This window comes from Luteimonas sp. MC1828, from assembly GCF_016461615.1.
In the GTDB taxonomy this organism is placed as follows: Bacteria; Pseudomonadota; Gammaproteobacteria; order Xanthomonadales; family Xanthomonadaceae; genus Luteimonas.
Genome location: NZ_JAEMNY010000002.1, coordinates 450,177 through 464,010, shown reverse-complemented (window position 1 = coordinate 464,010; position 13,834 = coordinate 450,177). Strand labels below are relative to the sequence as shown.

Sequence of the window (13,834 nt, the reverse complement as noted above, 5' to 3'; positions counted from 1 at the left end):
GGCCGGCGGGCCACGACCGGTAGAATCCCCGCATGTCCGATTCCGACAACACGCCGCCGCTGGCGCCGCGCCACTGGCCGACCTGGCTCGGCATCGGCGCGATGGCGCTGCTGGCGCGCCTGCCGTGGCCATTGCAGCGCGCGGTCGGTCGCACGTTCGGCGCACTGTTGCGCGCCGCGCTGCCGCGGCGCCGCCACATCGCCGCGCGCAATATCGCGCTGTGTTTCCCGGAGCTCGACGCCGCCGCGCGCGACGCGCTGCTGCGCCACCACTTCGCCGCGATCGGCATCGGCGTGTTCGAGTTCGCGCGCGCCTGGTGGGGCTCGGTGGCGCCGCTGCGCCGCGGGCTGGTGGTCGAAGGCCTCGAACACGTGCACGCGCCGCGCGCCGCGGGCCGCGGGGTGATCGTGGTCTCTGGGCACTTCACCACGCTCGAGGTCTGCGGCCGGCTGATGTGCGACCACATCCCGCTGGCCGGCATGTACCGGCCGCATGCGCAGGCGGCGATGGAATGGGCGGTGCGCCGCGGCCGCGCGCGCTATGCCGCTGCGATGTTCCCCAAGCAGGACCTGCGCGGCGCGGTGCGCCACCTCAAGCGTGGCGGCCTGCTCTGGTACGCGCCCGACCAGGATCCGAGCCGCGGCGACAGCGTGTTCGTGCCGTTCTTCGGCCAGCCGGCGCACAGCCTGAAATCGACCCACCAGCTGGCGCGCATGTCGGGCGCGGCCGTGGTGTTCTTCCAGCACGCGCGCCGCGCGGATGGCGGCTACACGCTGCGCCTGTTTCCCGCGACCGCCGGCTATCCGACCGCGGACGCCGTGGCCGACACCGCCGAAGTGATGGCCGCCATCGAGGCCATGGTGCGCGCCGCGCCCGAGCAGTACCTGTGGATCCACCGCCGCTTCAAGCGGCGTCCGGACGGGGGCTCGGTGTACTGACTCGCGCCAGCAGGCTGCCGGCGTAGAGCGCGGCGAGCATCAGCGTCAGGCCACCCCAGAACGTGGAATAGAACGCCAGGTGGGTGTTGAACGGGAACACCGTCACCAGCAGGGCGAGCATCGCCGGCCGCGCGCGCTCACGCGCGGCGACGTCGGCGAAGCGCCAGGCGCGCAGCGCCAGTGCCATGCCGGCCAGCCACAGCAACAGCCCGATCACGCCGGTTTCGCTCAGCACTTCCAGCACGATCTGGTGCGCATGCAGCGCCGGCCCTTCGCCCCAGGCCGGCACGTCACCGGCCTGCGGATCGCAGGCCGGGAACGCCTCGCGGAAGCCGCGCGCGCCGACGCCGTTGAAGGGATGCGCGCGCGCCATGCACAGCGCCGCGCCCCAGATCCGCGTGCGCCCGGACAGTGCGCTGTCGACGCCGGTCTCGTCCGCCGACAGCGCATGGGTGGTGCGTTCGATGCGGTCGCGGACATCCGGCGACGCCAGCCCCAGCGCCAGCACTGTCACCAGGCCGAACGCGAACACCAGCAGCAGGCGCTTCCAGCCGAGCAGGCGCCAACCCGACAGCACCAGCACCAGCGCATAGGTCAGCCACGAGGCGCGCGAACCGGCGAACACGATCACGATGCCGATTGCCGCGGCGGCGACCACCCAGCCCGCGGTGTGCCAGCGCCGCCCCGCGGCATACAGCGCGAACGGCGACAGGCTGGCCAGCACCACGCCGAGCTTGAGGTTGCACGGGCCGAGCACGCCGCCCAGGCGGTCGGCGCTGGCCAGTTCTTCGAGGTTGCACATCGGCCGACCGCTGATCGCCTGCTTGGCGGCATCGATCCCCCAGAACAGCGGGCTGGTGCCGAAGGCGACCTCGGCCAGCGCGTCCAGGGTCCACATGCCCACGATCACCGCCAGCCCGATGAAGGTCAGCCGACGGCCGCGCTCGCTGGCCACGGCGATCGCCACCAGCCAGAGGAACGGCAGGTAGCGCAGGTCGACCGCGGCTTCGCGCAGCGCGCGCGCCGGATCCACGGCATCGGGCGCGGACAGCAGTTCGGGCAGCCAGTAGGCGAAGAACAGCACGCTGGTCAGCGCCCACGCCGGGCCGCTGAGCAGCGCGCCACCGCCACGGAAGCGCGCGGTGAGCAGCTTGATGATCGCCAGCAGCGCGCCGAGCACCATCACGCCCTCGGCATAGCCGGGCGCGGGCCAGAGCGCGACGAACGCCAGCACCCAGTGCGGCGCCCAGCGCCATCCGCTGGGCGCGGGCGCACCTGCCGACGGCAGCGTGTCAGCGGAGTTCGTCATAGACCGAAAGCGTGGCGTCCTGCATCGTTCGGAGCAAGTAGGTCACGGGGATGGCGGTCATCGTAGCCGGTGCCCGTGACGGCTGTCCGAGCAGCGCGCGCGCGCGCGCCAGCAGCGCCGCGGCATCGAACGCGGGCACCGCGCCGTCCGGCTGCAGCTCGTGCAGCAGCTCACCCACCCCGCCGTGGTCCCAGCCGAGCACCTGGCGGCCGACCGCCAGCGCTTCGACCACGGTGCGCCCGAAGGCCTCCGGTTTGCGCGACAGCTGCAGCACCAGGTCGCAGGCCGCGTAGGCATCGGCGATGGCCGTGGTCGGGGGCGCGATCACCACCGCGTCGGCGATGCCGATGGCGGCGGCGGACGCCTCCAGCTCGGCCACGTACGCCGCACGCGCCGGGTCGCGCGCACCCGGCATCCACAGGCGCGCATCCAGGCCGTCCGAGCGCAGCGCGGCCAGCAGCGCCAGCGCATCGCCATGCCCCTTGAGCCGGGTGCCGCGACCCGGCAGCAGCAGCAACGGGCCCTCGCCGGCCAGACGGCTGTCCGACGCGGCGGCGCGCGCGCGCGCAGCGGGGTCCGGCCAGGGCGCGCGCGGGAACGCCGCGGGGTCGATGCCACGCGGGATCACCCGCAGGCGCGCGGGATCGGTGCCCGGGTACGTACGCAGCACGTAGGCGCGCACCGTGTCGGACACGCATATGACGCGTTCGCCGCGGGTCATGATCGCGCTGTAGTGCGAGGGCGAGTTCAAGCCGTGGACCGTGGTGACCAGGCGCGGGCGGCCTGTTTCGGGGATGCCGCGCAGCGCGCGCCAGGCGACCCACGCCGGCAGCCGCGAGCGTGCGTGCACGATGTCCACGCCGTGCTCGGCGCACAGCCGGCGCAGCGGCCGGACCAGCGCCAGCGTCGCCAGCGACTTGCGGCCCAGCGGCAGCTCCACGTGCATGGCACCTGTGGCACGCAGCGCCGGCAGCAGGCGGCCGCCGGCGGATGCGACCAGGGCGCGGTGGCCGGCGCGCACCAGCGCGTCGGCGATTTCGATGGTGGAGCGTTCGACGCCGCCGGATTCCAGCGCCGGCAACACCTGCAGGACCGTCAGCGGCCGGTGCATGCGCCCGCGGCCGCCCGTACCGGTCTCAGTCGACCAGCACGAAATGGGCGCTGCAGTACGGGCAGTCGGCCTGGCCGCCGTCGGCTTCGATCGGCAGGTAGACGCGCGGATGCGAGTTCCACAGCGCCATCGACGGCAGCGGGCAGCTCAGCGGCAGGTCGGCGCGCCGGACCTCGTACTGCGTCTGGGCGTTGGCCACGGTGGGCTGCGTCGGAGCGGTGGACATGGGTGCGGTGCCAGATGGAAAACGGAAACCGGAGTTTACCGCGCCGCCAGCGGCACGGCCCGCGCTCAGGCCGGCAGCTCGAACAGCAGCGCGTGCGCCGCGGCGCCGGACGTGGCCACAAGCGTTGCAGGCGCGGGCGCATGTGCGTCCCAGGCCAGTCCGTCGCCCGCGGACAACGCCTGGCCGTCGACCGCCGCAGCGCCTTCGAGCAGCTGCAGCCAGCCACGGCGTCCCGCCACGACGTCGAGCGCGAGCGATGCGCCGGCTTCGAGCCCCGCGCTGCGCAACCGCGCGTCCTGGCGCAGCAGGAGCGGACGGTCATCGCCCGCTGCGCCATCCACGCCATCGCATCCCGCGCGGTCCGCGGACTCATGGAACTCCCCGCCGGCGGCGAGCGTGAGCCAGGCGCCGCTTGCCGTGGCGCAAGCCGGGCGCACCGCGATGCCGGGCGCCGCGTTCACGCGATCCGGCTGGATCCAGGCCTCCAGCAGGCGCAGTGGCGCCGTGGCCGAGGCATTGGCCAGCCGGCAGTCGGTGCCGTGCCCGGCGCCGATCCACGCCGCGCCCCTTGCGGTGACTTCGCGCGGATCGAAGCCTGCGCAATCGATGCGCAGTCGACCTTCCAGCACCAGCAGGACGAGCTCCATGTTGGCGATGCGCATGCCCTCGCCCACCGCGCCCGGCTCCCACGCCTGCGTCGACAGCACGCGCAGCGCGCCCCAGCCCATCCACGCGCGATCGATCGCGTCGCCGCGCGAGAACGCGTGCCGGGCATCCACGCCGCCGGCGACAATGCGTCCGCGCGCAGCGGCGCGGCGGAGAAGCACGCTCGCAGGCGCCATCACTCGATCCTGGCGGCCTCGTCGAACGACAGCCGCGGCGAACGCGGGAACAGCTGCGCGGGATCGCCGTGGCCCAGGTTGACGAGGATGTTGGAACGCACCGCCGTGCCCTGGAAAAACGCCGCGTCGACCATCGCGTTGTCGAAACCGCTCATCGGCCCGCAGTCCAGGCCCAGCGCGCGCGCGGCCATGATCAGGTAGGCCGCCTGCATGCTGGAGCCGCGCAGGCCCACGCGCTCCAGGCGCGCCTCGTCGGAGCCGGCGAACCACGAACGCGCATCGGTATGCGGGAACAGCACCGGCAGCTTGTCGTAGAACGCCATGTCGTGGCCGATGATCACGGTGACCGGCGCGGCCAGGGTCTTGTCGCGGTTGCCGTCGCTGAGCGCCGGCGCCAGGCGCGCCTTGGCTTCGGCCGACTTCACGAACACGAAGCGCGCCGGGCAGGCATTGGCCTCGGTGGGCCCGAACTTCACCAGGTCGTAGAGCGCGCGCAGGGTGTCGTCGCCGACCTCGCCACCAATCGCGTTGTGGGTGCGGGCCTCGCGGAACAGGCGGGCAAGCGCGGTGGCGGGCAATGCATCGGTCATCAGGTGTCCTCTCGATCGCGGGTTCGCTGGACCGGGAAGTGTAGAGTCCGCCCGGAGAAACCACAGGCCCGGCCCCGGAACGGATGGTCACGACAGCAGAACGCGCGCACCCGGCCGTCGCCTGGGCGCTGAGCGATGGACGCGCCGGCAACGTGCGCCAGGCGGGCGCGCTTGCCGAGGCGCTTGGCGTCGGTGCCATGGCCGAAGTGACGCTGGCCGCGCGCGCGCCGTGGTCGTGGCTTGCGCCGCGCCGTCTGCCAGGCGCTGCGCAGGCCTTCGGCGCGCCGTTCGCGGCGAGCCTGGCAGCGCCACCGCTGGTCGCCGTCGGCTGTGGCCGGCAGGCGGCGCTGGCCACGCGGCTGCTGCGCGCACGCGGCGCGCACGCGGTGCAGGTGCTCGATCCGCGCATCGACCCGCGCCACTGGGATCTGGTCGTCACCCCTGCGCATGACGGCCTCCGCGGCGACAACGTGATCACCACGCTCGGCAGCCTGCATCCGATCGACGACGCCTGGCTGGCGCGCGCGCGGATGGAATTCGCGGACTTCGCGGAGCTGCCGTCGCCGCGCACCGCCCTGCTGCTCGGCGGGCCGAGCGCGCATGCCGGCTTCGACCTTGTGGCATTTCAAGGCTTGCTGGCGCTGGCCGACGCCGTGGCCGCGCGCGAAGGCGGCAGCCTGCTGGTGACGGCCTCGCGGCGCACGCCGCCCGCACTGCGCGATGCCCTGCGCGCGCACCGCGGCCGCGTGCCGCTGATGGCGTGGGTGGACGACACCGATGGCCGCAACCCCTATCCCGGCATGCTGGCCTGGGCAGACCGCATCGTGTGCACCGCCGACTCCGTGAACATGCTGTCCGAAGCCTGCGCCACCGCGGCGCCGGTGTTCGTGGCCGGCGCGGACCGCGTGCGCGGACGGCCGCGGCGCTTCGTCGACGAACTGCTGTCGCGCGGGCGCGTCCGCGCGGTGGACGAGCGCCTCGACGGCTACATAGCCATTCCGCTGCGCGAGACCGGGCGCATCGCCGGCGAGGTGCGTGCGCGGCTCGGACTCGCCTGACCTGGCGCGTGGCGGCGCGGCTTGGCTTATCCTCGCCGCATCCGCGCACCGGTGACGCCATGGACATCGCAAGCCAGACCGACCGCCCCATCGACCGCTGGTTCGCGAGCTATTCCGGCGACCACCGCAATGCCCGCAACCAGGCCATCCACGTGTTCGCGGTGCCGGCCATCCTGTGGAGCGTGATCGCCCTGCTGTGGTGCATCCCGTCGCCGGGCACCGCGCTCCGCCAAGGGGTGTGGGCGGCGCTGGCGATGTTCGCGGCCTGGCTGTTCTACCAGCGCGCGTCGCGCCCGCTCGGCGTCGGCATGGCGGTGCAGCTGCTGGCCATGGCCTCGCTGTGCTGGTGGCTGCACGACGCGCTGGGCACGCGCGGGCTGCTGGCGCTCGCCGTAGGCGTGTTCGTGGTGGCGTGGATCGCGCAGTTCATCGGCCACCGCATCGAAGGCCGCAAGCCGAGCTTTTTCACCGACCTGGTGTATCTGCTGATCGGCCCGGCCTGGGTGCTGGCCAAGCTCTACCGCCGCCTGGGGTGGCGCTGGTAGGAGCGTCGCGGCACCGCGCAACACTGCATGCCATGACCCGGGACGGCCGGCACGCGCGGCGGCCACCCACAGCGGCGACAATGGCGCATGTCCCCACGCGACCTCTTCCTGATCCTGGCCATCTGCATGGCGTGGGCGGGGAATTTCCTGTTCTCGGCCTACGCGCTGCTCGAGATGCCGGCGTTCCTGTACACCGCACTGCGCATGGGCATCGTGGCGCTGGTCCTGCTGCCGTTCCTGAAGCCCGTGCCGCGCGCACAGTGGCCGCGCTTCCTGGCCGTGGCGCTGTGCATGAACGTGCTGCACTTCGGCCTGAGCTTCTGGGCGCTGCGCCTGGCGGGTGAACTGTCGGCGGTGGCGATCGTGATGCAGAGCTACGTGCCGATGTCGGCGCTGCTGGCCTGGGTGGTGCTGGGCGAGCGTTTCGCCTGGCGCACCGGCACCGCGATCGCGGTGAGCTTCATCGGCGTGCTGGTGATCGGCTTCGATCCCTCGATCGTCGAAAAGCCGGCCGCGATCCTGGCGATGCTGGTGTCGGCGGGCTTCCTGGCGCTGGGCACGGTGCTGATGCGGCGCCTCGGCGGCATCGGCATGCTGACCCAGCAGGGCTGGAGCGCGCTGATCGCGGTGCTGCCGCTGCTGGCGATCAGCCTGGTGTTCGAACCCGGCGGCGTGTCGGCGCTGGCCACGTTCTCGCCGCGTGCCTGGATCGGGGTGACGTATTCGGCGCTGGTCGCCTCGCTGCTCGGCCATGGTGTGTATTTCCTGCTGCTGCAGCGCCATCCGGTGGCGCAGCTCACGCCGTGGCTCATGCTGACGCCGCTGCTGGCGGTCCTGCTGGGCATCGTGTTCTGGGGCGACCGCCCCGGTCCGCAGCTGTGGATCGGCGGTGCGCTGGTGCTGGGCGGCGTGGTCGCGATCGCGCTGCGCGCCATGGCCACCGCGCGGCCGCTGCCGCCGGCGCGCGAGATCTGATTCAGCGCGGGTCGAACATCGCGGCGTCCGGCCGGAACGGGCGCGGCGCGTGGCCGAGGTCGTCCATCGCCGGCCGCGCGTCGAACACCAGGTCCTGGCGCAGGCGCAGCTGTGCCGCGGCACCGAAGCCCTGCAGCAGACCCGCTGCACGGGCCGCCGCCGCAAGGCCGGCGAAAACCGGCGCGGGCAGCTCGACCAGCCGTGCCGGCGGCTGCAGCGCGACCAGTACCCGCGCCACCATGTCGCGATACGGCAGGGTTTCACCTCCGGGAAGGTCGTAGGAACGCCCCTGGCTGGCGGCCCCGGCCGCGATCGCGGACATCGCGGTGGCCGCGAGGTCATCCACGTGCACTGGCTGGCGCAGCCCGTCGGCACCGCGCGGCAGCGCGAACCAGCCGCGCCGCCGCGCCAGCGCCGCGATCCGCGACAGCGTGAGGTCGCGCCCGGCGCCGTAGACCAGGGTCGGGCGCAGCAGCGTGGCCGCCGTGCCGCGCCGTGCCGCGGTCGCCAACAGCCGCGCTTCGGCAACGGCCAGGCGCGCTGCGAGTTCGCGCTCGCCGGCATCGGCCGAGCCCTGCTTCACGGCGAGGCTGGTGGACCCGAATGCGACCAGGCGCGGCGTGTCGACGCGGGCATCTTCGAACCAGCGCGCGAAACGGTCGAGGGGGCCGCAGCCCAGCACCACGTCGTAGCGCGCTTCGAGCCCGGGCATCGCGTCGAAACCGCCGCGCAGCCAGCGCACGCCCTCGCCCGCCGTTTGCTCCGTGCGCGACAGCGCATCCACGCGCCAGCCCGCAGCCAACAGGCGCGCGAGCAGCGCGGCGCCGATCTGGCCGCTGCCACCGAACAGCAGCGCGCGGGGGTGCGCATGGTCATGCAATTCCATCCGCGAAAGCATAGGCGAAGCCGCGCGATGCGGAGGAACGTACATCCCCCGCTGCTAGAATCGACCGCTGCCGCGCGCGCCGCGGCACTCCCCCGACGACAAGGACCCCGATGCTGGAGTTGATGCTGGCCCTGCCGTTCCTGTTTGCGCTGGTGCTCGCGATCCTCCGCGATGCGCCGGCCCGCGCATGTGCGTGGCTGGCCGGGCTGGCGCCCCTCCTGGGCCTGGCGATCCTGGCATGGTTCACCCCGGACGTGATCGCGGGTGGCATCCCGCGGGCGATGCACGACTGGCTGCCGGAGGCCGGACTGGCGCTGAGCCTGCGCCTCGACGGACTGGCGTGGATGTTCGCGCTGATGGTGCTGGGCATCGGCGGCCTGGTGGTGATGTATGCCCACTACTACCTCGGGCCGCAGGAAAAGACCCGGCGCTTCTTCTGCTTCCTGCTGCTGTTCATGGGCGCGATGCTGGGCATGGTGCTGTCCGGCAACCTGCTGCTCACGGTGGTGTTCTGGGAGCTGACATCGATCAGCTCGTTCCTGCTGATCGGCTTCTGGTTCCACCGCGACGACGCCCGCGAGGGCGCGCGCATGGCACTCACCATCACCGCGGCCGGCGGCCTGGCGCTGCTGGGCGGCGTGGTGCTGATCGGCCGCGTGGTGGGCAGCTACGAGCTGGACGCCGTGCTCGCGTCGGGCGCCGCGATCCGCGCCCACGAGCTCTATCCCTGGATCCTGGGCCTGGTGCTGGCCGCGGTGTTCACCAAGAGCGCGCAGTTCCCGTTCCACTTCTGGCTGCCGCACGCCATGGCGGCACCGACGCCGGTGTCGGCCTACCTGCACTCGGCGACCATGGTGAAGGCCGGCGTGTTCCTGCTGGCGCGGCTGCATCCCTCACTCGCCGGCACCGACCTGTTCTTCTACGTGGTGTCCGGCATCGGCGCGCTGACCCTGCTGGTCGGCGCGTGGAACGCCATATTCCAGCACGACATGAAGGGCGTGCTGGCGTATTCCACCATCTCGCACCTCGGCCTGATCACGCTCCTGCTTGGCCTGTCGACGCCGATGGCGACGGTGGCGGCGCTGTTCCACATCCTCAACCACGCGACGTTCAAGGCCTCGCTGTTCATGGCCGCCGGCATCATCGACCACGAGGCCGGCACCCGCGACATGCGACGGCTGGGCGGGCTGTGGCGGCTGATGCCCTACACCAGTGCACTGGCCATCATCGCCTCGCTGGCGATGGCCGGCATTCCGCTGCTCAACGGCTTCCTGTCCAAGGAGATGTTCTTCGCGCAGGCGCTGGAGATCGAGGGCGACGATGCGATGCGCACCTTCATCACCGTGGCGGCATTCCTGTTCGCGACCTTCGGCGTGGCCTACAGCCTGCGTTTCGTCCATGACACCTTCCTCGGCAGTGGCCCGCGCGAGGTGACGCAGAAGGTCCACGAGGCGCCGACCTTCATGCGCTTGCCGGTGGCCGTGCTGGTGGTCGCCTGCGTGGCGGTCGGCGTGGCGCCGCAGTGGACCATCGGCCCGCTGCTGGCCACCGCCGCGCGCGGCGTGCTCGGCGACGCGGTGCCCGCGTACAGCCTGTCGGTCTGGCACGGCTTCAACATGCCGCTGCTGATGAGCCTCGGCGGCGTGGCCTGCGGCGTCGCTCTGTACCTCGGGCTGCGCAGGGTGCTGGACCTGCACGCCATCGTGCAGCGCTCGCAGGGGCGCCGGCTGTTCCACCTCAACATCGAGGCGCTGTTCCGCCTTGCGCGGCGCTTCACCCACACCATCGCCAACGGCAGCATGCAGCGCAGCCTGCTGTGGCTGGTGCTGGTGGCGATTTCCGCGGGCGCCGCGCCCTTCATCGCCGGCTGGGGCGAGCCGCGCGAAGCGCTCGTCTTCGAATCCAGGCCGATGGTGCACCTGGCCTGGGTGCTGTGGCTGATGCTGGTCGGCTGCGCGCTCGCCACGCTGGCCCTGTACCGCCAGCGCCTGCTCGCGGTGCTGGTGATGGGCGGCTGCGGGCTGGCGGTCAGCATGACGTTCGTGGCGCTTTCGGCACCCGACCTGGCCCTGACCCAGCTGCTGGTGGAACTGGTGACCGTCGCCCTGATGCTGCTTGGCCTGCACTACCTGCCCAAGGATTCGCCACCGCCGCGTTCACTGCCGCGCCGGGTGCGCGACGGCGTGGTGGCGCTGGCGGCCGGTGCCGGCACTGCCGGCCTGGCGTGGGCGATGATGGTGCGGCCGCCGGTCAACGCCGCGGCCGCCGAGATCACCGCGCGCGCGCTGCCCGAGGCGTGGGGCAGCAACATCGTCAACGTGATCCTGGTCGACTTCCGCGGTTTCGACACACTGGGCGAGATCACCGTGTTCGGCATCGCCGGGCTGGTGGTGCACGCCATGCTGCGCCGCGCGCGCATGGCGCCGGAGAAGATCATGCCCGGCCCGCCGGTCAAGCTGCCGGTGCCGGCCGACCTCGCGCAGATGATGTTCCCGCTGACCCTGGTGGTGTCGATCTTCCTGTTCCTGCGCGGCCACAACGCGCCCGGCGGCGGCTTCATCGCCGGCCTGACGCTGGCCGTGCCGCTGCTGATCCAGTACGTGATCCAGGGCGCCGAGTCGGTGGAATCGCGGTTCGGCTTCGACTACATCCGCGCCATCGGCGCCGGGCTGATGGTCGCGCTGGTCGCCGGCGTGAGCCCCATGCTGTTCGGCCTGCCGTTCCTCAGCAGCGGCCACTACGACCTGGAGCTGCCGCTGCTCGGCGTCATCCCGCTGGCCAGCTCGGCGGCGTTCGACGTCGGCGTGTACCTGGTGGTGTTCGGCAGCACCATGCTGATCCTGTCGATGATGGGCACGCTGAAGCCTTCCAAGACCATGGTCGCCCACCGCGGCACCATCAACCCGGCCACGCGCTCGGCCGTCACCGGGGAGGCCAACTGATGGAGTTCGCGATCGCCAGCGGTATCGGCGTGCTGGTCTCGACCGGCGTGTACCTGATGCTGCGCGCCCGCTCGTTCGACGTGATCCTGGGCCTGACCCTGCTGTCGTACGCCACCAACCTGCTGATCTTCTCAAGCGGCCGCCTGGTGGTGGGCAAGCCGCCGATCCTTCGCGACGGCGTCGACGCCACGCTGGCCAACTACACCGACCCGCTGCCGCAGGCGCTGGTCCTGACCGCGATCGTGATCGCGTTCGCCATGACCGCGGTGATGATCGTGCTGGCCATGCGCAGCCGCGCCGACAACGACAGCGACCATGTCGACGCCGGCGACATGATCGACCGCCCGGGGAAGGAGTCGTGAGCCAGCTGCCGATCCTGCCAATCCTGCTGCCGCTGCTCGGCGGCGCGCTGTCGCTGTTCGTGGAGCACCGCCGCTTCGGCACCGTGGTGCAGCGCTCGGTGGGCTGGATCTCGATGCTGGCGACGTTCGCCGCCGCGGTGCTGCTGGTGGCACGTGCCGGCGACGACCAGGTGCTGGTCTACCTGCTCGGCGACTGGCCGGCGCGGATCGGCATCGCGCTGGTGGTGGACCGCCTGTCGGCGCTGATGGTGCTCGCCACCGCGATGCTCGCGGGCGCCTGCCTGCTGCACGCCTGCTCCGGCTGGGACCGGCGCGCGCCGCATTTCCACGCGCTGTTCCAGTTCCAGCTGATGGGCCTCAACGGCGCGTTCCTGACCGGCGACATCTTCAACCTGTTCGTGTTCTTCGAAGTCATGCTGATCGCGTCCTACGGCCTGCTGCTGTCGGGCGGCCGCGGCGTGCGCATGAGCGCGGGCCTGCACTACGTGGTGTTCAACGTCGCGTCGGCGACGCTGTTCCTGATCGCGCTGGGCCTGGTGTATGGCGTGTTCGGCACGCTCAACATGGCCGAACTCGCGGTGCGCGTGGCCGAGCTGCCGGCGCGCGATCTTCCGCTCGCCAAGGCCACCCTCGGCCTGCTGCTGGTGGTGTTCTGCGCCAAGGCCGCGCTGCTGCCGCTGTACCTGTGGCTGCCGGAAACCTACACGCGCGCGCCAGCGGCGGTCGCGGCGCTGTTCGTCATCATGACCAAGGTCGGCATCTACGCGGTGCTGCGCGTCGGCTCGCTGCTGCTCGGCGAACCGGCGGGCGCCATGGCCGGATACGGCTGGGAATGGATGCTGCCCGCGGCGGTCACCGGGCTGGTGCTCGGCGCGCTGGGCGTGATGGCGGCGACGCGGCTGCGGGTGCTGGTGGTGTACCTGGTGCTGGTGTCGGCGACCACGCTGTTCATCGCCTTCGGGCTGCGCCAGCCGGGCACCATCGCCGCCGGCCTGTACTACCTGGTGCACAGCAGCTTCACCGCCGCCGCGCTGTTCCTGATCGCCGACCTGGTGCGCCGCGGCCGCGGCGACGCCGGCGATGCCCTGCGCGCCTTCGCGCCGGCGCCGGGCGTACGCACGATGGCCGGGGTGATGTTCCTGGTGGCGGCGGTGTCGATCGCCGGCCTGCCGCCGCTGTCCGGCTTCATCGGCAAGACGCTGCTGCTGCAGTCGGTGCCGGACGCCGCCGTGCAATGGGCATGGCCGGCCATCCTCGGCAGCAGCATGCTGGTGGTGGTGGGCCTGACCCGGGCCGGCACGCGCATCTTCTGGAAGCCGGCCCCGGCCGCCGCAGCCGTCGCCGAACATGCCGCCGGCGCGCGCGGGCGCGGCCGCCTGCGCCTGCCCGAGACCCTCGCCACCATGCTGCTGTTGTCCTACGGCGTGGCGATGGCGCTGGCACCGGCGCCGATCCTGCGCTACACGCAGGCCGCCGCCGCGCAGCTGCTGGCGCCGGCCGCCTACGTGCAGCACCTGCGTGCGGCGCAACCCGCGGGGCGACAGCCATGAACCGCCGCAGCTGGCTGCCGTCCATGCCCCTGTCGCTCGGGATCATCGTGTTCTGGATGCTGATGGTCGCCGAGCTCAATCTCGCCCAGTTCGCCATGGCGCTGCTGCTGGGGCTGGCGATCCCGCCGTTCGCCTCACGCCTGGACCGCGAGTTCGCACGCATCGGCAGCCTGCGCCCGCTGCCGCGCCTGCTGGTGGTGCTGCTGTGGGACATCCTGCTGTGCAACCTGCGCGTCGCGCGCCAGGTGCTGGGCCGCGAGTCGAGCATCCACCCGGGCTTCATCTGGTATCCGCTGGACATCGGCAACATCCACGGCATCACCGCGCTGGCCTGCTGCATCACGCTGACGCCGGGCACGGTGACCGCCGCACTGTCCGATGACCGCCGCTACCTGCTGGTGCACGTGCTCGACCTGGCCGACGAGGCGCAGCTGGTGGCCGACATCAAGCGCCGCTACGAATGCCCGCTGATGGAGATCTTCCCTTGAACACACCCGAAC

The 13,834-nt window shown here is 72.1% G+C and carries 14 protein-coding genes; 8 read left to right on the top strand and 6 right to left on the bottom strand.

Annotated features, from left to right (window positions below; all coding sequences use genetic code 11):
* Positions 1–32 precede the first annotated feature (32 nt).
* Positions 33–938 (top strand): LpxL/LpxP family Kdo(2)-lipid IV(A) lauroyl/palmitoleoyl acyltransferase, encoded by a 906-nt coding sequence (gene lpxL, locus JHB91_RS12020; protein WP_199473029.1) that lies wholly within the window; start codon positions 33–35, stop codon positions 936–938.
* Here the strand turns inward: lpxL and JHB91_RS12015 are convergent.
* From JHB91_RS12015 to JHB91_RS11995, 5 genes are all read right to left on the bottom strand, one after another.
* Positions 904–2,247, bottom strand: coding sequence for an O-antigen ligase (locus JHB91_RS12015; protein WP_199473028.1), 1,344 nt, complete (start codon positions 2,245–2,247; stop codon positions 904–906). The two genes, lpxL and JHB91_RS12015, sit on opposite strands and share 35 nt — an antisense overlap.
* Positions 2,231–3,358, bottom strand: coding sequence for a glycosyltransferase (locus JHB91_RS12010; protein ID WP_199473027.1), 1,128 nt, complete (start codon positions 3,356–3,358; stop codon positions 2,231–2,233). The genes JHB91_RS12015 and JHB91_RS12010 overlap by 17 nt, the downstream gene beginning before the upstream one ends.
* A 25-nt stretch (positions 3,359–3,383) precedes the next feature.
* A complete protein-coding gene (locus JHB91_RS12005; RefSeq protein ID WP_199373546.1) occupies positions 3,384–3,584 on the bottom strand; it encodes a zinc-finger domain-containing protein in 201 nt (66 codons plus the stop codon).
* Positions 3,585–3,649: 65 nt separating this feature from the next.
* On the bottom strand, positions 3,650–4,426 hold the full coding sequence (locus JHB91_RS12000) for a hypothetical protein (RefSeq protein ID WP_199473026.1): 777 nt from the start codon (positions 4,424–4,426) through the stop codon (positions 3,650–3,652).
* Entirely contained in the window at positions 4,426–5,016 is a 591-nt protein-coding gene (locus JHB91_RS11995) for a malonic semialdehyde reductase (protein ID WP_199473025.1), read from the bottom strand. The genes JHB91_RS12000 and JHB91_RS11995 overlap by 1 nt, the downstream gene beginning before the upstream one ends.
* An 83-nt stretch (positions 5,017–5,099) precedes the next feature.
* Between JHB91_RS11995 and JHB91_RS11990 the strand changes: the two genes are divergently transcribed.
* The 3 genes from JHB91_RS11990 (at position 5,100) to JHB91_RS11980 (ending at position 7,594) form a co-directional block, all read left to right on the top strand.
* Complete coding sequence (locus tag JHB91_RS11990; protein ID WP_199473024.1) at positions 5,100–6,074, top strand: mitochondrial fission ELM1 family protein; 975 nt, start codon at positions 5,100–5,102, stop codon at positions 6,072–6,074.
* A 59-nt stretch (positions 6,075–6,133) separates the two neighbouring features.
* Positions 6,134–6,619: an Mpo1-like protein gene (locus JHB91_RS11985; RefSeq protein ID WP_199373550.1), complete on the top strand. Its 486-nt coding sequence runs from the start codon at positions 6,134–6,136 to the stop codon at positions 6,617–6,619.
* Positions 6,620–6,706: 87 nt separating this feature from the next.
* Entirely contained in the window at positions 6,707–7,594 is an 888-nt protein-coding gene (locus JHB91_RS11980) for a DMT family transporter (RefSeq protein WP_199373551.1), read from the top strand.
* 1 nt (position 7,595) lies between these two features.
* On the opposite strand, the gene JHB91_RS11975 is transcribed toward JHB91_RS11980, so the two are convergent.
* Positions 7,596–8,480 carry a nucleoside-diphosphate sugar epimerase gene (locus tag JHB91_RS11975; RefSeq protein WP_233398691.1) on the bottom strand — a complete coding sequence of 295 codons (885 nt, stop codon included), beginning with the start codon at positions 8,478–8,480 and terminating at the stop codon, positions 7,596–7,598.
* A 110-nt stretch (positions 8,481–8,590) separates the two neighbouring features.
* On the opposite strand from JHB91_RS11975, the gene JHB91_RS11970 reads away from it, so the two are divergent.
* The 4 genes from JHB91_RS11970 to JHB91_RS11955 are packed head-to-tail and all read left to right on the top strand — an operon-like array spanning position 8,591 to position 13,822.
* The gene (locus JHB91_RS11970; RefSeq protein WP_199473022.1) at positions 8,591–11,422 is read left to right on the top strand and encodes a monovalent cation/H+ antiporter subunit A; all 2,832 of its coding nucleotides are present in this window, start codon (positions 8,591–8,593) and stop codon (positions 11,420–11,422) included.
* Positions 11,422–11,784 (top strand): Na+/H+ antiporter subunit C, encoded by a 363-nt coding sequence (locus JHB91_RS11965; RefSeq protein WP_199373554.1) that lies wholly within the window; start codon positions 11,422–11,424, stop codon positions 11,782–11,784. Before JHB91_RS11970 ends, JHB91_RS11965 begins: the two co-directional genes overlap by 1 nt.
* Positions 11,781–13,334, top strand: a complete 1,554-nt coding sequence (locus tag JHB91_RS11960) for a monovalent cation/H+ antiporter subunit D (RefSeq protein WP_199473021.1) — start codon at positions 11,781–11,783, stop codon at positions 13,332–13,334. The genes JHB91_RS11965 and JHB91_RS11960 overlap by 4 nt, the downstream gene beginning before the upstream one ends.
* Positions 13,331–13,822 carry a Na+/H+ antiporter subunit E gene (locus tag JHB91_RS11955; protein ID WP_199373556.1) on the top strand — a complete coding sequence of 164 codons (492 nt, stop codon included), beginning with the start codon at positions 13,331–13,333 and terminating at the stop codon, positions 13,820–13,822. The genes JHB91_RS11960 and JHB91_RS11955 overlap by 4 nt, the downstream gene beginning before the upstream one ends.
* The last annotated feature ends 12 nt before the right edge of the window (positions 13,823–13,834 follow it).